This window comes from Shewanella sp. H8, from assembly GCF_040285065.1.
In the GTDB taxonomy this organism is placed as follows: Bacteria; Pseudomonadota; Gammaproteobacteria; order Enterobacterales; family Shewanellaceae; genus Shewanella; species Shewanella polaris.
In genome coordinates, this window is the sequence record NZ_CP157213.1 from 2,859,672 (window position 1) to 2,879,481 (window position 19,810).

Genomic DNA, 19,810 nt, shown 5'->3' on the forward strand with positions numbered 1-19,810 from the left:
AACGTTAAAGCGCTGGTAAAACTATATTCAGATTTACTTTTTACTTTCCCATGGCGTTTTCGCATTCATGTCAGACAAGTCATATGGTGTTAACTGGTAAACATAATAATTAAGCCAATTACTGACTAATAAACTGCCATGACTATGCCAGCGAACAATAGGGTCTTGATTGGGATCATCTTGACGATAATAATTTTGTGGAATGTCAGGGTTAAGTCCCTGCCCTTTATCGCGCACGTATTCTTCGTTCAAGGTATCTTTTTGATACTCAGGATGGCCCATCACAAACACATTATGGCTATCACGGCTAAGTACAATATAGGCCCCCGCCTCGTCAGATTCAGCTAATACTTCTAAATCAGGATGTTGGCGGATTTGTTCGACGTCCATTTCCGCAAAACGAGAATGTGGCGCAAAAAACTCATCATCAAAACCACGTAATAAAGGATGCGGGTCGCTTGTTCGGCGATGATTAAATACACCAGACCGTTTGTTGGCTAACAACTTACGTTGTAAATCATAAAGGTGATAAAAACCAGCATGAGCTGCCCAGCAGAGAAATAATACCGATGTCACATGTTGTTGCGACCAGTCAATGATCTCGCGAATATGGTCCCAATAAACCACATCTTTAAAATCAATTTGCCCTAACGGTGCCCCTGTAATAATCAAACCATCGTAATTGTTATGTCTGATGTCTTCAAAATCACGATAAAAGGTGTTCATGTGATCAACTGACGTATGCTTAGATTCTTTATCATGAATACGTAATAAATCGACCCCAACTTGCAATGGCGTATTCCCCAATAAACGTAATAATTGGGTTTCAGTTTCGATTTTGTTGGGCATCAAATTCAAGATGAGTACCCGCATTGGACGAATGTCCTGATTAGCCGCACGGGTTTCAGACATCACAAAGATATTTTCAGACTCTAAAATACCTGCAGCGGGCAGATTATCTGGAATTCGAACCGGCATACATCTCACCTTTTAGATTAATTAAACACAGCATCTTGATTGAGTACGAGCTAAATGGGTTAATAACCTCAACCATTATGCTTACCACATCACAGTTTCAACATTCTGTTAAATTCGTTCAACAGTCAACTTGATCACCAGTATTAACATACATTGACTAAGGTTATTTAAACCAAACACTGGCAGCACGGTATATCAGCGAGTAGTAGTACAACAATCATTTGTATAATTCATCATACACAAGGATGTCTAGAAGTCTACACGTCTTGAGTTGAATTTTTTTCTCGCTTGTTATCAACAAGCGTTATTTCTATCATGAGTCATTACTTAAGATGAGGTTAACTATGTCAATCGCGACAGCAATGATAATTGGTGCAAGTTCCCAACTAAGCCAAACCCTTGCTAAACAATTATCTGCACAGCAGGTTTCACTAGTGCTATTTGTTAATGATCCTGACTCGTTTAGCGAGTTTAGTCAAAGCTTGCCCGGTGAAGTCAGCGTGTATCCATTAGCTATTACCCAACCCGATACACTAATAGCACAACTTAATGCGGCTTGGACCAAGCATGATGGTGCCCATTTAGTGATAGTCAACACCGGCGTTAATGAATATGATTCAACTCTCCCCTGGGCCATTGATCAACATACTATTGATGTAAATGTCATGGGGTTTTCTGCTGCCAGTCAGTGTATTTTTAAATTAATGTGCGAACAGGGTTACGGCCAATTAGCCGCCATTAACTCAATTGCAGGTCAACGCGGTGGTCCAAACGTGGCTTACCATGCCTCTAAAGCTTTTGCTGCAAATTATTTGCAAGGCCTTAGCATGCATGCACAACGCTTAAAGTTACCTATAACCATTAGTGATATTCAATTGGGCTTATTTGATAAGGCGGTCCACTTAAACACTCAAATGCTTTTATCGCCCATTGATAAAGTAGCAGAACAAATTTTAACGGCACTTAAAAAAGGTAAACGCCGAGTGTATGTCACCAAACGCTGGCGTATTGTCGCGTGGATTAATCGTTTATTACCTGAATATATTTATAATACCCGCCATTGGAATCCACGAAAAAAATAGTGAATTAGCGTATCAATAAAAACAGGAACCCAAGGGTTCCTGTTTTTGAATCTGCACATGCTAATAAATACTAGAAAGAATAACCTACGCTCACCATATACACCCAAGGGTCAATATCAGTATCAACGACAACATGATCTCCACCCATATCAAAGCTCACATCAGTTGAAATTTGTGCATACCATACAGAAGCATTAACCAACCATTTTTTATCAATTTGGTAATCAAGACCTAATTGAGCAGCAATCCCCCAAGAGTTCGACAAACTTAAATTGTCTAAACCAAGGTCTTTAGCATCTTGGGTAAACTCACTATCATAGAAATTAGTAAAGTTAACCCCTAAACCAATATAAGGACGGAAAGCAGATTGTGAATTGCCAAAGTAATACTGTGCCACCAATGTTGGGGGTAATTGTTTAGTGTCTGCAATTTTACCTAATTCACCTAGTGACACATCATGGCTAAAAGGCGATGCTGCTAATAATTCAACCCCCAAATTATCAGTTAACATATAAGCAAAATTTAGCCCTAGTTGCACATCATTATCTACCCCAAATTCTGCAATGTTTGCTACTACAGGACTTGACTCATTAGGTGCCACCATAGCAACACCTGCTCGAACGATAATATCACCCGCTTGATGTGCCGCAGCACCAAAAGATAATCCAGCAGTTAATAACGTAGCAGCGGCTAAACTTAGGCTAATTTTATTATTCATTTTTAACACTCCATGGTAATGACAACTAGATGCAACTCTGTGCATCCTCAACATTTTCCGCCAACCTACCGAAGTAATCTGTTAATAACATTGACATAGATCAATGAAAACCAAATACCTCTTTAGAGGTGCAAAAGAGGTTACGGACACTTGATTTAGATCACAAAACGAGGGCATAAAGAGACAAAAGAGGTATTTAATAGTTGGGTTTTGTGAGGTTGATCAAGTGAATAATTGTTGATGACTATTCTGTTACGGATAGTTTGGGATAATGAGTTAACCACGCCTTTTGATACACGCGATGATTAAAAATCGCCTTGTCACGCTTTGGATTTTGGCTTAACGATAAATCAAACATACAGTTTAAACCAAACACACTGATTACCTGTAATTGAAATTCAGAGGATGTTAGCTTATCAATTGAGACTAATTGAACCCCAATAGCGGTTTGTTTTTCTGGCCAATATGACATGGCATCAGCGCAAGATTGATAAGGTTTATCACCATTTCTAACATGCATTCTAGCTTGATTTTTCACCGACCAAGGCAGATCTATCTGTTTAACCAACATTGCTTGTATCGCTTGGTCTTTTTCGGAAGATGGATTGTTATCGCACCAGTAAATTACATCAATGTCATTTAAGGGTTGTGAAGCCATGCTGTGTAAATTATCCCAAATCATATTTCGTATAAAACCTGCGCTAATTAACCAGTCAGTGATCCCCTGTTGTTGCATTACTTTCTGACACGTTAATAACACTGCTAATCTAGATTCATCCTGTTGCAACCACTGCGCCAACAAGGACAATAGCTTTGCTTGCCCCTGTTGCAACTGATCAATAGCCACTTGATTTAACAGGGGCTGATTTAATAGGGTTTGATTAAGTCGCGTCATACTGTTGTTCTGGCGCAGCATCAGCAAATGCTGTTAACTTATTGCACTCATCCCAAATTCGGACAATATTAGGATAAGCAGCAAGCTCTAAATTAAAGCGTTTGGCATTATACACTTGCGGGATTAGACAAATATCGGCCAGCGACGGAGTATCACCAAAACAAAAACGTCTAGAATATTGACTTAACTGCTTTTCTAAAGCGGCAAAGCCAAGGTGTATCCAATGATGATACCAACGCATTTTATCTGCTTCTGATACGCCCATTTCGTTAACTAAATATTGTAATACTCGAAGATTATCTAATGGATGAATTTCACATGCGATGGCTTGAGCCATGCTACGCACAATAGCACGCTGCTCAATATTTCTGGGAAGTAACGGTTGTTGAGGGTGTTTTTCGTCGAGGTATTCCATAATCGCTAACGATTGCGATAAGTTAATCTCACCAAACCCGTTATTGTCGATAAATGTCGGTACAAGATCCGAGGGATTGAGTTGATGATAAACTTCAGAGTGTTGCTCACCACCATTATTAACTAAGTGAACTGAAATATGTTCTGCCGTTAACTGCTTTAAATTTAACGCAATACGCACGCGATATGCCGCACTTGAACGCCAATAGCCATAGAGTTTCATGTCTATATCCCTGTTGTTTTTTCATTAAAAAAGGCAATAACGCTTTATCGCTATTGCCTTTTTATTTCGGTTTACATTGCATACATCATCTTAAGCTTTGTATTCAATCACTTTTTGATCGATAGAACCAAAGATGCTCACACCATTATCATCAAACATTTCAATGCGAACTGTGTCGCCAAAGTGCATAAAAGGTGTTGATGCTTTGCCGTCGGCAATAATTTCCAGCATCCGCTTTTCAGCTAAGCAACTAGAACCCGCACTGCGATCATAATTAGAAATGGTACCTGAACCAATGATTGCACCTGCGCCTAATGGACGTGTTTTAGCCACATGTTCAACTAACTGGCTAAAGTTAAACGTCATATCAACACCAGCATTCGGGCGACCAAATAATTCACTGTTTAAATGAGTCACTAACGGTAAATGTACTTTGCTGTCTTGCCATTTGTCACCTAACTCATCAGGGGTAATCGCAATTGGCGAAAATGCACTCGATGGCTTGGATTGGAAAAAGCCAAAACCTTTACCTAATTCACCTGGAATTAAGTTACGCAGTGATACGTCGTTAACTAGCATCAATAATTTAATGTGCTTAGTCGCATCCTCGCTGTTAACACCCATGGCAACATCATCAGTAACAATAGCGATTTCTGATTCGAAATCGATACCGTATTCTTCACTGGCCATTTGAATATCCGCTTTAGGGGCGATAAAACAGTCAGAACCACCTTGATACACGAGTGGATCAGTCCAAAATGATGCTGGCATTTCAGCACCGCGGGCCTTACGAACGAGTTCTACGTGATTGACATACGCACTGCCATCGGCCCATTGGTAAGCTCGTGGTAAAGGTGATAAACAACGTGCTTCATCAAAATCTACTGCATTGTCCATTTGTCCGGCGTTTAATGCTTCATACAACTCATTAAGTTGTGGGTATAACAAATCCCAAGCATCTAATAGTTGCTGCATTGTATGGGCAATAGCAGGCACCGCGACTGTCTTGGTCAAATCTTTACTGACTAACATTAATTGGCCGTCGCGACGTCCGTTGTGATAACTTGCAAGTTTCATTATTGCTCCTAAATACGAGGTGAGTTGTAGTGGATAAACCACACTGCAGACTCATTTTGACCATACAAATAACTGATAATGGCTGAAAAACCTATAGCATGCACAAATCACATGTTATCGGAATAAACCATAGTTCGTAAAATATTCGTTACATTAATTTAACAGTCGTTAAAACACTGAGCTACAGCGCTTAAGTGACTAAAATGCCGGCAATAAGCTGGCATTAAATCGTTACATTACTTTTTCTTACTAATACTGTAGTCACGCAACTTATTGGCAATAGCGGTATGCGATACCCCAAGTTTTTTGGCTAATTGTCGCGTACTTGGGTATGCAGGGTATAACCGGCGTAATAAACTCGCTTCGTATTCTTTCATCGCTTCATCGAGGGTACCTTCGAATTCTTCATCGAAATAACCAAAGCCTTCGGCATATGACGGTAATTTAAGTTGTTCAACGGTCAATTCTGTTGAACCATCCCACATTGATACAGCTCTAAAAATAGCATTTTTCAACTGACGCACATTACCCGGCCACGCATAAGTAAACAGGTAATCACGACAGCTTGCCGAAATACGTCTTAAAGGGCTAGATAACTGCTGACTGTAATGTTCTAAAAACATCTCAGTTAACGGCAGCACATCAACACGTCGCTCACGCAATGAAGGAATGTGATAACTCAATACGTGAATACGATAATATAAATCTTCTCTAAACTCACCTGTTTGGCAAAGCTCTGCTAAATGCTTTTGGGTTGAACAAATAATCCGTACATCGGCACGAATTTCTTCATCACCACCTATGCGCCTAAAGGTGCCATCTTGTAATAAACGTAGTAACTTAACTTGAGCGGCTTTAGACATCTCGGCTATTTCATCAAGAAACACCGTACCGCCTTTAGCTTCTTCAAAGAAACCTCGTTTAACAACAGTGCCATTACTGACAAAACCAAATAATTCTTCTTCGGCGACGCTATCTGGCAGTGCTGCACAGTTAATAGCAATAAACGGATGTTCGCGGCGCATACTGGCATCATGGCTTGCTCGGGCCATTAACTCTTTACCCGTACCGGTTTCACCTGTAATCAATAAAGGAGCATCAAGCTGCGCCATACGCTTGGCTTGCTTGAGTATATCTTTCATTTTATCGCTAACGGCTAATACATTGTCAAAACCAGTAGTCTGATTTTGCAACGCATTAAACTGCTTACCCACTCTTGCAGGTGACTTTAGCGAGATAACAGCCCCACCTAAGATTGTCTTATCATTATCATCAGGTAAGTAAATGGGTAACATTTCAGCTAAATACTCGTTCGAGTTAATTTGCACTCGAGTCGCTTGAGGTAATACAGGCGTTTCACTCATCCAACGGGCAAAATTAAATCCTTGCACCCAATGATTAAGTGACTCCCCTGCAACTTCATGATCGCCCATATTGAGCGTCAATAATGCAGACTCATTCGCAATACGAACCCGTCCTTTTACGTCAATTGAAAAAACTGAATCCGGTAAGGTTTTAAGCAATGTTTTTAACGCGTAGTGTTCTTGCTCTGAAGGCATAAAAGAGACAGTGCGAACATCATGCACACTTTCGACTTTACGAATTTGTGGCATAAGTTCACGCAAGGTTTCAAAACTGTTTTCTGCAAATTGCAAAAATAGGAAACCTTTATTGCTGGCATCAATAGCAATTAAGTTAATACCATGATTTTCAAGCACGACTAGGATGTCTTTCGCTAAACCAACACGATCGATACAACTGACTTCCAAACGCATAATGCAACGATTCCCTAATTATTAAAGTTTTATTTTGGAAATTTGGCACAACGTTAGAGGGATATTGCCTCGGTGGCAAGTGAAGTTTACAGCAGAGTTGTAATAGAGCAATTATTTCAGTACATTACGTTTACGTAATGTACTGAAATAGATGATGATAACGATTAATCAAGCAACTGGTCGGTCTTGGCTGCCATGATGAAATCGTTCTTGTGTAACCCCTTAATCGAGTGTGACCACCAAGTCACGGTAACTTTGCCCCACTCAGTTAAGATACCAGGGTGATGAAACTCGGCTTCAGCTAAATCGGCCAACTTATTAGTAAAGGCCATCGCTAACTTAAAATTTTTAAATTTATATACCCGCTCTAACTGCATAATGCCGTCACGAACTTCAACGCCCCAATCTGGGATCATACCGATAAGTTCTGCCAACTCTGCATCGGTTACTTTTGGTGCATCTGCTTGGCATGCTTCACACTTCATCTCGGTTAATGCATTCATTTGTACTCCTTGGCTTAATTAAATAGTGTCTAACTTGCAGGTTATTGAGCCACAAGCCCTACTACAATAAATCGTTAACTGGCTTTAACTTTTGGAGCGAATTTAGGCTCAAACATGCCTAACTGGCGTGCTTCTGTCACCATACTCATAATGTCCATACGAGCAATCTCATCCAGATAATCAATATTATCAATCACATAATAAATAGGCTGCATAATATCAATTCGATATGGCGTACGCAGTACATCAAGTAAATCAAACGGTTTGCGTTCAGGGCTATTACTTAATGCATACATGGTTTCACCCGGTGAACTTAAAATGCCGCCGCCGTAGATTTGCAGTGATTCATTTTTTGTTTGGACTAAGCCAAACTCAATGGTGAACCAATATAATCGCGCCAAAAATACTCGCTCTTCTTTCGATGCGGCTAACCCTAACTGACCATACATATGCGAAAAATGCGCGAAAGAAGGATTGGTTAACAATGGACAATGGCCAAATATTTCATGAAAAATATCAGGTTCTTGCAGGTAATCAAACTCTTCTTTGCCACGAATAAACGTTGCCACTGGAAACTCTTTATTGGCCAGTAACTCAAAGAAACGTCCAAATGAGATCAGTGCAGGCACTGCTGCGGTTTTCCAACCTGTTGCATCAAGCAACACTTTATCGATTTCAGGCAATTGCGGAATGCGATCAATCGACATACCTAATGCATCGAGCCCTTTTAGGTATGCTTGACATGCACGACCAGGCATATTGGTTACTTGCCGTTGATACAATTGTTGCCATAATTGATTCTCATGCTCTGAGTAATCAATGTAACCTTGGGCATCAGGTTGATGTGCTATATATTTTGTTGTTGCACTCATAGGTTCCACTTTACGTCAACTTCACTCCATACATAGTGTGCTAAGGTTGACGTTTTGTTAACTGTTTCACAGTTTTTTGTCTAACTGTTATCTAGCTCAAAACGTAAACAAATAAATACAACTAACATATTAATGGCGATAATATCGACACGTTTACTCACCTTATTATCCCATTCCCGAAAAACGTTCAGCATTTATTTGGATGCTGCATCAATAATTTAACTGACGATTGGCCAGTGATAATTTACAATATAAACAAAACTTGGTTCATTAATTCACAGGACGATTAAACTATGACAATTTTGGTAACCGGTGGCGCTGGCTATATTGGTACACATACCGTAGTAGAGCTATTAAAGGCCGGACAGGAAGTCGTCATCGTAGACAATCTATCAAACTCAAGTGTCGAAGCATTGGCGCGAGTGCGAACTATTACAGGAAAAGATGTCACTTTTTATCAAGGCGACATTTTGAATAAAGCATTATTACAAAAAGTCTTTACTGACCATCGCATCGAATCAGTGATTCATTTTGCAGGATTAAAAGCGGTAGGAGAATCAGTCGCTAAGCCTTTAAAATATTACGAAAATAACGTCACAGGCACCATTATTTTATGCCAAGTAATGGCTGAAAATAATGTTAAAAACTTAGTGTTCAGCTCATCGGCAACCGTATATGGCGACCCAGCCAGCTTACCGATTAAAGAAGACTTTCCAACGGGTGCCACCAACCCTTATGGCCAATCAAAATTAATGGTGGAATATATTTTAGCTGACCTACATAACTCAGATAACAGCTGGAACATTGCCCGCCTACGTTATTTCAACCCTGTTGGCGCCCACGAAAGTGGCTTAATTGGCGAAGACCCTAACGATATTCCAAATAACTTAATGCCGTTTATTGCTCAAGTTGCCGTTGGTAAGCGTGAAAAGTTAAGTGTCTTTGGTAATGACTACAATACTCCTGATGGTACTGGCGTGCGTGACTATATCCACGTTGTTGATTTAGCTGTAGGCCACTTACAAGCGCTTAAAAAGTTGCAAACCAAACCAGGTTTGGTGACTTATAATCTCGGTACCGGCATAGGCTACAGCGTGTTAGACATGGTCAAGGCATTTGAGAAAGCTTGCGGGAAAACTATTGCTTATCAAATCAGTCCTCGTCGTCCTGGCGATATTGCTGCCTGTTATGCCGACCCAAGCTTTGCCGCCACAGAATTGGATTGGCGTGCAACCCATACTGTTGAAGACATGGCCAACAGTAGTTGGAAATGGCAATCAAATAATCCTGATGGTTACAATACCAACTCCATTAATTAGGAGATCAATCAGAGTCACTCAGGTTTTTCAGTTTGAGGCGCATTGTTAAAAGAATGGTTATTCCCTTATGGAGCAATGCAACAAAAAAATGGAAAGCCTGAGTGGCTCCCGCAGGGCGAGTTTATGCACCTCCTAGCTACTTAATAGAATTTTGACGTACGATGGCATGGTCTATTTTTTTCCATAAAAAATAAGACATTCCCACCATCCATGGTGGTCAGATGTAGGAGATAAAGCAACGCAGGAGCAGTTGCCGAGAGCACTATGCCTACAATCCTATTACTTGCCTAGAAAGTGCAGAACTTTCGCTGAATGACCAGATAATTATTGGAATTGGTATGAATTGCCAAGCGCTTAACAATTTGGTGCTGCAGTTAATGCTAATATTGACTGCAGCAAATGTGTTTAAGTCCAATTGGAACCCAAATGACCCAAGGTATTAATCAAAGTCGTCGTAATCTTTTTAGTCGCAGAAAGTCCAATGTGACTCGCCCGCCTTGGAGCAAAACAGACCAAGAATTTACGGACAACTGCACCCGCTGTGATAAGTGCATAAGCGCCTGTGAAACCCAAATCATTAAACGTGGTGAAGGTGGCTTTCCTGAAATTGATTTTACTAAAAATGAATGCACCTTTTGTAAGCAATGCGTTGAGGTGTGTCCTGAACCTGTATTTGATGACACGGCGGTATTGCCGTGGACAATTGTCGCCAGTATTAAAGATAGCTGTTTAACCGCTAAAGGAGTCTGGTGTCAAAGCTGTAAAGACGCCTGCGATCCTCGCGCAATTAGCTTTATCATGGCGGTAGGCCAAGTCCCCAAACCCGTGATAGACATTGATGCCTGTACTGGCTGTGGTGCATGTGTGTCACCTTGCCCTACTGATGCAATACTTATCGGCCATCCAAGCTAAGTTTATCGACAAAAAAGTCAAGGTTGTCACAAATACTGTTAGCTGTTTTGATGTTGTTTCTCAATTGATAACGCTATATTACCCACACAATATAACCATAAGAGCACTAAGATGTTTGGTCAAAAAAAACCTGCTAATTCACTCAGTTTCATCGCCCAAGAATGCCATTTAACCGGTAAACTTATTTTTAGCGGTGACGTGCTCATTGCTGGCTATATCAACGGTGATATAAAAGCCCAAGGCAATGTAACGATTGAGCCTAGCGGAACCGTTGATGGTGATATTTTATGTCGCGAGTTGATGATTTCAGGACAATTGACGGGAGAAGCTCGTTGTAAAAAAGTCACCCTGCATGATCAAGGTGTTTTTGAAGGTGATGCATATTGTGAAAATATTGAGATTTTAGACGGAGGCCAATTTTTAGGTTACCGTCACCGAGATACACCTACCAACGCTTAATCCACCGTTCTCGCGGCCTTATAACGTCGACAACTATCGTCAATTTTTAACCAACTCACTTGTTCATCAGTGTAGATAACCTGAACTCGGGATAACAAACGCCTTTCAAACAGCCCTTTGCTTTGCTAGCTGCGTTGAATTAACTTGCAATAGACCCGCTATTGACGCGTCAATTCGCCTTGTTAGTAAAACAAATGACAAGTTTGATAGTGGTTAACTTTTAAGTTCATGATCTTTATCATCAGATTATCATCTCTTATCCCGAGTTCAGGTTAAATATGATAAGTCGGTTGCACTCGGTCTGGTTGATCTAAAGATGCGATCGATAATGTAGTGTATTGCGGGTAACTCAGATGTCGGAAAGTCAATGAGCAGCCGCATTGTTGACAAAATCCACGACGGATATCGTTTGAAGACGCAAACTCAGCCACTTGTCCTTGTAACCACTGCACTTGCTGACGATGAAAATCCATCCAGCTCATCAATACCGCGCCAGCGCTTTTACGACATTGACTGCAATGACAGTGATCGGCATCAAAAGGCAGGCCACTGACTTGATAACGGATGGCACCGCATAATCAGCCACCTTGTAGTAAATCCGTTTGCGCCATAATTTACCTTCTGGCTTTAAAAACACTATTCATCATCTTTCAATTGGGTTTGCTGTTGCCATTGGCGCAACAACGCTACAAACTCTTTTGGTTCTCTGTCTAAGCTGTCGGTGGATAAATACAAATGATACCCCAACTGCTCATGTAACGTTTGGCAACGATGACCAAACATGGCCAATACCCCACGATAGCGATCGCCATTAACCAGCAGCGGCGTGTATTCCACGCCTAAATAACCTTCTAAACTTTGTAAATCTTCATCTTGGGTGGCGGCCGTCATTAATAATGGACGTTGTTCGGTTAATAATCCGGTGGCCAGACGTGGCGAAATACAATCTAAAATAGGGTTAATCTGTTTAAGTTTGACACCAATATAGGGCAGTTCAATCAGCTCCATATTTTGATTTACCCGTACGCTATCAACGCGTTGAATATTATGCCATTCAATAAACACTTGTCCGCGACGATGAAAAAATTCTACACCTTCAGTGGTTAACTTAAAGCTCACGGCTGGCTGATACAGTTTAGCAAACCCTAAAATAAGTCCTACCGATCCAAGGGCAAAGCACAACATACCCAGTACAAAAAAACCTTTAAACCCGATAAAAATAATCAAGCTAGCGAGTAAACTGACTGCACCAACAATGGAGAGTGTTATGCCATTGCGCTTAGAATAAGGGCTGATTAGCATTTGCTCATCACTCACGAAAATATCCTTCTCATTGATAATTTATTCCACATAGGATTACTCTAGGTTATTCATTAGGCCGACAGTGTTACCTGTGGGTAGACCTTTTATTTGCAACCATAAAATCCCCACATATTCGTGAATAGCTCGTTGCGATGTAAGTAACTGATCCGCATTTAAACGCCACCAATAACCACGGCTAGCAATAAAATCGCTGGGCGCTGCTTGAGGTTGCATTCCCAGTGAGGTAAAAATTCGCATTGAACGTGGCATATGAGTCGCCGAAGTGACTAACCTAAACGGTTTATAGCCAATCATGCTTTTAAGTGCATAAGCTTCTTCAATGGTGTCTTTAGGTTGATTAAATACCAATATACTGGCTTTAGGGATCCCTAATTCTTGTGCGGCTTGGGCCATCATAGTCGCATGGGCGGTAGGTTGGTTGCCACCGCTCCAGCCACTGACGACTAAGGTACAGTGCTGACCAAGACCATACTGCCGTATTCCCTCACTTAAACGAGCCAGTGCCGTGGATGATAATTGCTGTACTGCTGTATGGCCAGATAGCTCAAGATTACCCGACCCCAATACCATCACAACACAACGGCCCGTTATAGGTTGATGGTTAACTTGATACTGCGACTCTAACGAATCGGCTAAAAAATAACTTACTTGGGATTGGCTGGTTAGTACTAGCGCCAATATAGCAATAACTAATGCAACTCGGCCGAAACGCAGCAAGGTTACCCGCTGGGTTCGCCATAAAATGGCTGCAATAATTAATAACATTATGCTGAAGGGAATGGGCATCACTAACTGGGATAACACTTTCTTAAGCCAAAACATCCGTATATCACTTAATCAATAAAAACTGCCGCTAGTTTATCGTTATCAGCTCCGAATACAAACCCTAGCGACAGTTATTCCTATAACAAAAACGGCACTGTTTAAGTGCCGTTTAGTGAGTGAACTCTTAACGATTTGAATTGGGATTGACTATCATCGATATAATGTTGAGACTATTTTTCGTCTTTGCCCCACAACCATGCAGCCCCACGAACGCCCGATGATGCGCCAAATTGATTCTTCACGACTTGAGTTTCGCACTCACGGCCGACAACGTATTTTGGTAATAATAAAGGTAACTCAGTGTAAATGGCGTCAATGTTAGATACGCCACCACCCAATACAATGATGTCTGGGTCCATCATATTAATCACATGTGCGAGTGAACGCGCTAAACGATCGATAAAACGCTTAAATGCCGCGGTTGCCAGCGGATCACCTTGCTGCATCATCTCAGAAATTTGAATACCACTGGTAGCGACTCCGCCTGCGGCGCGAAAGTCTCGGATAAAGCCTGTGCCCGAAATAAAGGTTTCGATACAATCGCGATTCCCACAAAAACACGTTGTGCTATTAAACTCATCAGGTGTCATCCAAGGTAACGGGTTGTGGCCCCATTCACCAGCAATGCCATTACCACCAGCATGAACAGTGCCATTTATAGATATGCCCGCACCACAACCGGTACCAATTATACCGCCAAATACTAGGCGTTTACCCGCGGCTGCGCCATCTACAGCCTCAGAAACAGCAAAACAGTTGGCATCGTTGGCAACACGTACTTCTCGGTGTAATACTTCGCTTAAATCTTTGTCTAAAGGATGGCCGTTAATCCAAGTGGAATTAGAGTTTTTAACTAATCCAGTAAACGGAGATACCACACCAGGAATACCCACACCAACAGAACCGGTTTGCTTCGTTGCCGATTCCGCATCAGCAACTAAACTGACAATGGCTTCTATGGTACCTGGATAGTTTTTTGGCGTTGGAATGCGCTTTCTGAATATTTCAGTACCGTCTTCGGCTAACGCCACTATTTCAATTTTAGTACCACCGAGATCGACGCCCATGCGCATCATAACTTGTCACTCCACTTGTTTATTATTAATTGGGGTTCCATATTTAGCTTACAAAGGCTGATTGATACTCCAGCTATTTACGTGCAAACCATGCCGATGAAGCGGCAATAAAATACGGATTTAAAATATTTTCTTTCTGGTTATATTGCAGCGGTGTTAGCGCAGGATATTCGACTACCTGTCCACCCGCACTTTCTAATACCGCTTGCGCGGCTGCAGTATCCCATTCACTAGTAAGGCCTAATCTTGGATAAACATCCGCTTGACCTTCTGCGATCATGCAAAACTTTAACGAGCTACCAACACTGAGCATCTTGTGCTCACCAATAGTCTGTAAATAGGCGGCAACATCAGGGCTAATATGGGAACGACTCCCCACCACAATAGGTGGCGATTGCAATTCCCGATTATGAATATCTAATGTTGCTATCAAGCCGTTATGCTCAAGCCAAGCTCCCTGGCCGACTATGCCGCTATAGCATTTATCTAACACTGGCGCATACACAACACCCGCAATCGCTTTACCTTGATCAATAAGCGCAATATTGACGGTAAATTCACCATTGCGTTTAATAAACTCTTTGGTGCCATCCAGAGGATCGATAAGCCAATATGTTTGCCACGTTTGGCGTTCAGCCCAACTAATATCAGCCGCTTCTTCACTCATAACTGGAATGTCTGCAAAATGATGCTTAAGCCCAGCGACAATCACATTGTGACTAGCGATATCAGCAGCAGTAACCGGACTATCGTCTTGCTTCACTTCAATCTGCAGATCAGTTTGAGCATAAACCTGCATAATGGCTTCACCAGCTTGCTTGGCAAGTGTCACTATCAGCTGCAAGTCTATTTTAGAAAATACAATGTTAGACAAATCAATTCCTTATAAAATTCATATCGCGCTAGCGATCAACACATTATCGATATGACATTATGCCACTTTTCACATCATTGATTGATAACTTTTTAATTGTACTTATCCAAAAGGACTCAAAAAATCAGCAGATAAAACCACCACATTGACACAACATATCTGCAACAAAACGAAACCAGTTCTATACTAAGCTAAGCGTCGCCTGGCTCAAAACAAACAGTGTGTTTATGCATTCGTATTCAATTATGGAGCTAACCCGTAAATAGAATGTAGCACTATCATTTAACCACTTAAATTTCAGTGACTCTTGGTTAGAACATACCTATATAGGTAAGTTCTAACCAGAGCGTTAACGATTCATTGATTAATTACATCGAATCGTATTTTCAGTTGAAGTTGTTTTAATAACAACATCACTAAAACTGATGTCTACTTTAGCGTCAGTCGTGAGGTAAAATGGTATCGTAATTTTACCAAAGTCCATTGGTTCACCTGCAAAACAAGCCAATGAAATATTGATATTTTGCCATTCACCTAATTTAGTATTAACCAGCTCAGTAATATCCACTTGTTGACGACAATTACCTTCACACGCCAAACCTAACCACAACGGTTTTTGCACTAATTGCAGCGCGTTAATACTTACAGATAACACTGAATCACGATTGCTATAGGCTCTAAAGTCGCGCGGAAAATTACTGATTAAACCAACCGTTCCTTGTTCACTACCATTAAAAGAGACTAAGCGTGCATCTTCTTGCACTACGCGATCCATAGTACGAATATTCAGTGCACGATTGTTTGCCACGCTGCTTGATAAACCCTGTCGCTCATTATTGGTCGCTATGTACATTGACCAAGGAGATTTCACTGCTCGTTCAAATAAAGCTAAGTCTTCAAGTGTTTGAGTTGTTGATAAATTATCTTCTGATAACTTATCTAAGGTTATCGTATCGGTTGATGCTGATTGATAGCTTAACCCATAACCGTAAGGTATAAGCGGTTGATAGTCAGCTTGTGCTTGCACACTTTTATCTTGTACTAATGGCACATTCACTTGAGTTTGTTGTGGTGTAGATGGCCACGAAAATGATAATTTACCGACAAAATCATAACCCACACTACCGTCTGGCTTAGTGAACAACACATCAGCAATACCTTGGCCTTCAGACCCTGGAAGCCAAGCAGCAACAAAAGCATCTGACTGATTAAACTCAGGATTAACCCACATTGGGCGACCGCTGATAAATACTGATACAACAGGGATACCTTGCGCCTTCAGCTTTTTCAATAACGCCAAATCTCGCTTATCACCACGTTGATATTCTAGGTTATCAATATCACCATTGCCCTCGGCATAAGGTTCTTCGCCAAACACTACAATGGCAACATCAGGCTTCTGTTCTGGGCTAAATTCACCCGTCACACTTAACATTGCTTCTCCACCGCCTTGGGTGACCACCTGCTTGATACCTGAATAAATTGAAGTTGCACCAGGAAAATCGGAGTTTTTATTATCGGTACCCTGCCAAGTAATCGTCCAACCCCCTGATTGTTTACCTATATTGTCAGCAGCGTCACCAGCAACAAGTACTTTTGCATTTGGCTTGAGCGGCAATAACGATTGATTATTCTTAAGCAGCACCAACGACTCGCGCACCGCTTGACGGGCAACATCGCGATGACTCGCTTGACCTATTAATTCAGTTTTACCCGATAATGGACGATTTGCAGGGCTAGGTTTATCAAACAACCCCGCACGAAACTTCACTCGTAAAATACGGCTTACCGCATCATCTATCCGCGCTTGGCTAATTTCACCGCTATTAACTTGATCAATGGTGTTTTCGTATAACGGTTTCCATGCCGCGGTGGGCACCATAAAAATATCTAATCCAGCATTGACAGATTGAGCACAAGATTCATTACTACAACCAGCAACTTGTCCATGACCATTCCAATCACCCACTACGAAACCATCGAAATTTAATTTATCTTTAAGCACATCTGTTAACAGGTATTTGTTGCCATGGTTCTTAACCCCATGCCAGCTGTTAAATGAGGCCATAACACTTTGCGCCCCAGCATTTAAGCCACCCACATAACCTTGGGCATGTATGTCATATAAGTCTTGTTCGTTGGCGAGGTTATCACCTTGATCAATGCCGTTTTCAGTTCCGCCATCACCGATAAAATGTTTTACCGTTGAAATAACATGCTGGTCAGATAAAAAATCGGCTTTAATAGAACCTTGCAAGCCTTCGACAATGGCATATGCATATGCTTTTACAATCTGTGGATCTTCAGAGTAACCTTCATAAGTTCGGCCCCAGCGATCATCACGCACCACAGCAACAGTGGGAGCAAACACCCAATCAATCCCCGTAACCATTACTTCTTGAGCTGTAATAGCTGCTATTTTCTCAATCAATTTTGGATTATTCGCGGCACCTAAACCAATATTATGTGGAAATAAGGTCGCACCAATTACGTTGTTATGACCATGTACGGCATCAGTACCCCACATGGTAGGAATATTAATGCCATCGATGCTGTCATCTATCGATGCTTGATAAAATGATTCTGCTAACGCAATCCAATCTGCCGGCGTAGCGTGTTTGTCGTTATTAGGATAACCACCACCACCGTTAAGATAAGACCCAAACCCATATTGACGCATATCTTCAACAGTGATATCGCGAATTTCAGGCTGGATCATCTGCGCGACTTTTTGCTCAAGTGTCATTTTGGAAACTAATTCAGTAATCTTAGCTTCTAATACAGGATTCTTTGCAATTGCTGGCGTTAATTCAGGCCAAATGGCTAATGTGTTTGATGCCGTTTCATCCGCAGTGACTTTAACAACCGCAGCTTCTGTAGCAAGCTGGTTAGTGGTTTGATTGTCGGTACATCCGCTAAGCCCAAGCAAACCCACTAAGGTTATTAAGTTGATTTTTGTTAGCATATTTACTCTCGTGACACCTTGCAATTGAGTCTGTTTCATTCTATTTCCCTTAAGCATTTTCAGTTGTCGCGGGGCGTTTTGCATCACATCCAATCAAACCGTAGTAGCCAATAAACCCGTAGCATAATAGCGGTAAAATAAAGCCAAATTGAATTCCCATACTGTCAGCTAACATGCCTTGTAATAACGGGAGTACCGCGCCACCGACAATGGCTAAGCATAAAATACCGGAACCTTGGCTAGTGTGTTGTTTTAAATCTTGCAGCGCTAAGCTAAAAATAGTGGGAAACATAATTGAATTACACAAGCCAACCAGCAGTAATGCCCACATGGCAACAGTGCCGGCACTCAATATTGCAGCAGCAACTAAAATACACGCACATAACGCATTAAATGCTAACACCTTACCGGCTTTGATTTTTTGCATCACTGCAGCGCCAATAAATCGTCCCACCATAGCGCCACCAAAGTAATAAGCTATATAATGTGCAGCTTCAGATTCAGATACGCCACTCGTTCCATCTTGAGTAATAAAACTAATCAGAAAACTACCAATACCTACTTCAGCGCCAACATAGACAAAAATCCCCACTGCCCCCAACACTAAATGCGGATACTGCCAAGCACTCCCAGATGCAGAGGTCTTAGACTTAGCTTCTCTTTTTCCCAATAACGGTAATTTTAACAACATGAAAATAAGTGCTAATGCAAACAATGACGCGGCTAAAATTAAATATGGAGTTTGTACCGCACTCGCCTGCTGCTGTACTGACAACTGACCAATCACTTCACCAACTTCAGTGATTTTTTCATCGTGTTCAACGGTTGATAAAATTAACCAACTACCAAAAAATGGCGCAACAGTCGTACCTAACGAATTAAATGCTTGAGTTAATGTCAGTCTTGATGATGCTGTTTCAGCCGGCCCAAGTACACTCACATATGGGTTTGCTGAAACTTGTAAAATAGTAATACCGGATGCCAATACAAAAAAAGCAAACAGAAACATGTTATATGAGCCATAACTGGCTGATGGATAAAATAATAAACAACCAATGCAGGCAATAATCAATCCGGTAATAATCCCTTTTTGATAACCAATTTTACCCACTAGCGCACCAGCTGGAATAGACACAATAAAATAGGCACCAAAAAAGCAAAACTGCACCAGCATTGCTTGGGTGTAGTTAAGGTCGAACATGTTTTTTAGATAAGGGATTAAAATATCATTCAAGCAGGTTAAGAAACCCCACATAAAAAATAATGATGTTAATGCCACTAACGCAAAGCGAAAGTTACCTTGCTGGTGTGTTGAATTGGCATTTGCCAGTTCAGATTGAAGTTGTGAAGTCGCCATGACATTCCCTTATTTTTGTTAATCGTTATTTGGGTTTCTGCCCATAATGACAGTGAATCAAAATCAATCATCGTCGTTTGAAAGTTAACTCCCCCGTAAACTCTCGCTATTTGACTCATCACCTTCCCCATACCTGTTCAAGTAGATGATGATTTAATAATTA

At 41.2% G+C, this 19,810-nt stretch carries 18 protein-coding genes and 1 pseudogene; 4 read left to right on the plus strand and 15 right to left on the minus strand.

Translation table 11 applies throughout. The features are described 5' to 3' along the window. Positions 1-33: 33 nt before the first annotated feature. On the minus strand, positions 34-978 hold the full coding sequence (gene metA / locus ABIS04_RS12420; protein WP_350431252.1) for a homoserine O-succinyltransferase: 945 nt from the start codon (positions 976-978) through the stop codon (positions 34-36). 344 nt (positions 979-1,322) lie between these two features. On the opposite strand from metA, the gene ABIS04_RS12425 reads away from it, so the two are divergent. Then, positions 1,323-2,060 carry an SDR family NAD(P)-dependent oxidoreductase gene (locus ABIS04_RS12425; RefSeq protein ID WP_350431253.1) on the plus strand — a complete coding sequence of 246 codons (738 nt, stop codon included), beginning with the start codon at positions 1,323-1,325 and terminating at the stop codon, positions 2,058-2,060. A gap of 70 nt (positions 2,061-2,130) precedes the next feature. On the opposite strand, the gene ompW is transcribed toward ABIS04_RS12425, so the two are convergent. From ompW to phhA, 7 genes are all read right to left on the minus strand, one after another. Next, a complete protein-coding gene (ompW, locus tag ABIS04_RS12430; RefSeq protein WP_350431254.1) occupies positions 2,131-2,778 on the minus strand; it encodes an outer membrane protein OmpW in 648 nt (215 codons plus the stop codon). 244 nt (positions 2,779-3,022) lie between these two features. Beyond that, positions 3,023-3,673 (minus strand): nucleotidyltransferase family protein, encoded by a 651-nt coding sequence (locus tag ABIS04_RS12435; RefSeq protein ID WP_350431255.1) that lies wholly within the window; start codon positions 3,671-3,673, stop codon positions 3,023-3,025. Continuing rightward, positions 3,660-4,310: a maleylacetoacetate isomerase gene (gene maiA, locus ABIS04_RS12440; RefSeq protein ID WP_137226608.1), complete on the minus strand. Its 651-nt coding sequence runs from the start codon at positions 4,308-4,310 to the stop codon at positions 3,660-3,662. The genes ABIS04_RS12435 and maiA overlap by 14 nt, the downstream gene beginning before the upstream one ends. A 90-nt stretch (positions 4,311-4,400) precedes the next feature. Beyond that, positions 4,401-5,387 (minus strand): fumarylacetoacetate hydrolase family protein, encoded by a 987-nt coding sequence (locus tag ABIS04_RS12445; protein ID WP_350431256.1) that lies wholly within the window; start codon positions 5,385-5,387, stop codon positions 4,401-4,403. 236 nt (positions 5,388-5,623) lie between these two features. Continuing rightward, positions 5,624-7,162, minus strand: coding sequence for a transcriptional regulator TyrR (gene tyrR, locus ABIS04_RS12450; protein WP_350431257.1), 1,539 nt, complete (start codon positions 7,160-7,162; stop codon positions 5,624-5,626). A gap of 164 nt (positions 7,163-7,326) precedes the next feature. After that, on the minus strand, positions 7,327-7,665 hold the full coding sequence (locus ABIS04_RS12455) for a 4a-hydroxytetrahydrobiopterin dehydratase (protein ID WP_137226605.1): 339 nt from the start codon (positions 7,663-7,665) through the stop codon (positions 7,327-7,329). Positions 7,666-7,739: 74 nt separating this feature from the next. After that, positions 7,740-8,537 carry a phenylalanine 4-monooxygenase gene (gene phhA, locus ABIS04_RS12460; RefSeq protein WP_137226604.1) on the minus strand — a complete coding sequence of 266 codons (798 nt, stop codon included), beginning with the start codon at positions 8,535-8,537 and terminating at the stop codon, positions 7,740-7,742. A gap of 293 nt (positions 8,538-8,830) precedes the next feature. On the opposite strand from phhA, the gene galE reads away from it, so the two are divergent. From galE to ABIS04_RS12475, 3 genes are all read left to right on the plus strand, one after another. Then, a complete protein-coding gene (gene galE, locus ABIS04_RS12465) occupies positions 8,831-9,856 on the plus strand; it encodes a UDP-glucose 4-epimerase GalE (protein WP_350431258.1) in 1,026 nt (341 codons plus the stop codon). 426 nt (positions 9,857-10,282) lie between these two features. Beyond that, on the plus strand, positions 10,283-10,768 hold the full coding sequence (gene napF, locus ABIS04_RS12470) for a ferredoxin-type protein NapF (RefSeq protein WP_350431259.1): 486 nt from the start codon (positions 10,283-10,285) through the stop codon (positions 10,766-10,768). A 111-nt stretch (positions 10,769-10,879) separates the two neighbouring features. Then, a complete protein-coding gene (locus ABIS04_RS12475; protein WP_350431260.1) occupies positions 10,880-11,227 on the plus strand; it encodes a polymer-forming cytoskeletal protein in 348 nt (115 codons plus the stop codon). 275 nt (positions 11,228-11,502) lie between these two features. Here the strand turns inward: ABIS04_RS12475 and ABIS04_RS12480 are convergent. The 7 genes and pseudogenes from ABIS04_RS12480 to fucP all read right to left on the minus strand — a co-directional run. Next, positions 11,503-11,793, minus strand: a pseudogene (locus tag ABIS04_RS12480) (GFA family protein); the annotation flags it as partial. Between the two features lie 70 nt (positions 11,794-11,863). Next, positions 11,864-12,544, minus strand: a complete 681-nt coding sequence (locus tag ABIS04_RS12485; RefSeq protein WP_371833603.1) for a DUF2982 domain-containing protein — start codon at positions 12,542-12,544, stop codon at positions 11,864-11,866. A gap of 39 nt (positions 12,545-12,583) precedes the next feature. Beyond that, positions 12,584-13,372 carry an ElyC/SanA/YdcF family protein gene (locus ABIS04_RS12490; RefSeq protein ID WP_350431261.1) on the minus strand — a complete coding sequence of 263 codons (789 nt, stop codon included), beginning with the start codon at positions 13,370-13,372 and terminating at the stop codon, positions 12,584-12,586. A gap of 173 nt (positions 13,373-13,545) precedes the next feature. Further along, positions 13,546-14,451: a fructokinase gene (mak, locus tag ABIS04_RS12495; protein WP_350431262.1), complete on the minus strand. Its 906-nt coding sequence runs from the start codon at positions 14,449-14,451 to the stop codon at positions 13,546-13,548. A 73-nt stretch (positions 14,452-14,524) separates the two neighbouring features. Next, positions 14,525-15,325 (minus strand): 3'(2'),5'-bisphosphate nucleotidase CysQ, encoded by an 801-nt coding sequence (gene cysQ / locus ABIS04_RS12500; RefSeq protein WP_350431263.1) that lies wholly within the window; start codon positions 15,323-15,325, stop codon positions 14,525-14,527. Positions 15,326-15,689: 364 nt separating this feature from the next. Further along, complete coding sequence (locus ABIS04_RS12505) at positions 15,690-18,329, minus strand: glycoside hydrolase family 3 N-terminal domain-containing protein (RefSeq protein ID WP_350431264.1); 2,640 nt, start codon at positions 18,327-18,329, stop codon at positions 15,690-15,692. A gap of 10 nt (positions 18,330-18,339) precedes the next feature. Next, positions 18,340-19,647 (minus strand): L-fucose:H+ symporter permease, encoded by a 1,308-nt coding sequence (fucP, locus tag ABIS04_RS12510; RefSeq protein ID WP_350431265.1) that lies wholly within the window; start codon positions 19,645-19,647, stop codon positions 18,340-18,342. Positions 19,648-19,810 lie beyond the last annotated feature (163 nt).

Bases quoted from the DNA above. Each gene is read 5' to 3' on its own strand.
- ABIS04_RS12445 (WP_350431256.1), bottom strand. From the start codon at position 5,387: ATGAAACTTGCAAGTTATCACAACGGACGTCGCGACGGCCAATTAATG.
- ABIS04_RS12490 (WP_350431261.1), bottom strand. From the start codon at position 13,372: ATGTTTTGGCTTAAGAAAGTGTTATCCCAGTTAGTGATGCCCATTCCC.
- galE (WP_350431258.1), top strand. From the start codon at position 8,831: ATGACAATTTTGGTAACCGGTGGCGCTGGCTATATTGGTACACATACC.
- maiA (WP_137226608.1), bottom strand. From the start codon at position 4,310: ATGAAACTCTATGGCTATTGGCGTTCAAGTGCGGCATATCGCGTGCGT.
- napF (WP_350431259.1), top strand. From the start codon at position 10,283: ATGACCCAAGGTATTAATCAAAGTCGTCGTAATCTTTTTAGTCGCAGA.
- ABIS04_RS12425 (WP_350431253.1), top strand. From the start codon at position 1,323: ATGTCAATCGCGACAGCAATGATAATTGGTGCAAGTTCCCAACTAAGC.
- ABIS04_RS12435 (WP_350431255.1), bottom strand. From the start codon at position 3,673: ATGACGCGACTTAATCAAACCCTATTAAATCAGCCCCTGTTAAATCAA.
- fucP (WP_350431265.1), bottom strand. From the start codon at position 19,647: ATGGCGACTTCACAACTTCAATCTGAACTGGCAAATGCCAATTCAACA.
- metA (WP_350431252.1), bottom strand. From the start codon at position 978: ATGCCGGTTCGAATTCCAGATAATCTGCCCGCTGCAGGTATTTTAGAG.
- ompW (WP_350431254.1), bottom strand. From the start codon at position 2,778: ATGAATAATAAAATTAGCCTAAGTTTAGCCGCTGCTACGTTATTAACT.
- ABIS04_RS12505 (WP_350431264.1), bottom strand. From the start codon at position 18,329: ATGAAACAGACTCAATTGCAAGGTGTCACGAGAGTAAATATGCTAACA.
- phhA (WP_137226604.1), bottom strand. From the start codon at position 8,537: ATGAGTGCAACAACAAAATATATAGCACATCAACCTGATGCCCAAGGT.
- tyrR (WP_350431257.1), bottom strand. From the start codon at position 7,162: ATGCGTTTGGAAGTCAGTTGTATCGATCGTGTTGGTTTAGCGAAAGAC.
- ABIS04_RS12475 (WP_350431260.1), top strand. From the start codon at position 10,880: ATGTTTGGTCAAAAAAAACCTGCTAATTCACTCAGTTTCATCGCCCAA.
- ABIS04_RS12455 (WP_137226605.1), bottom strand. From the start codon at position 7,665: ATGAATGCATTAACCGAGATGAAGTGTGAAGCATGCCAAGCAGATGCA.
- mak (WP_350431262.1), bottom strand. From the start codon at position 14,451: ATGATGCGCATGGGCGTCGATCTCGGTGGTACTAAAATTGAAATAGTG.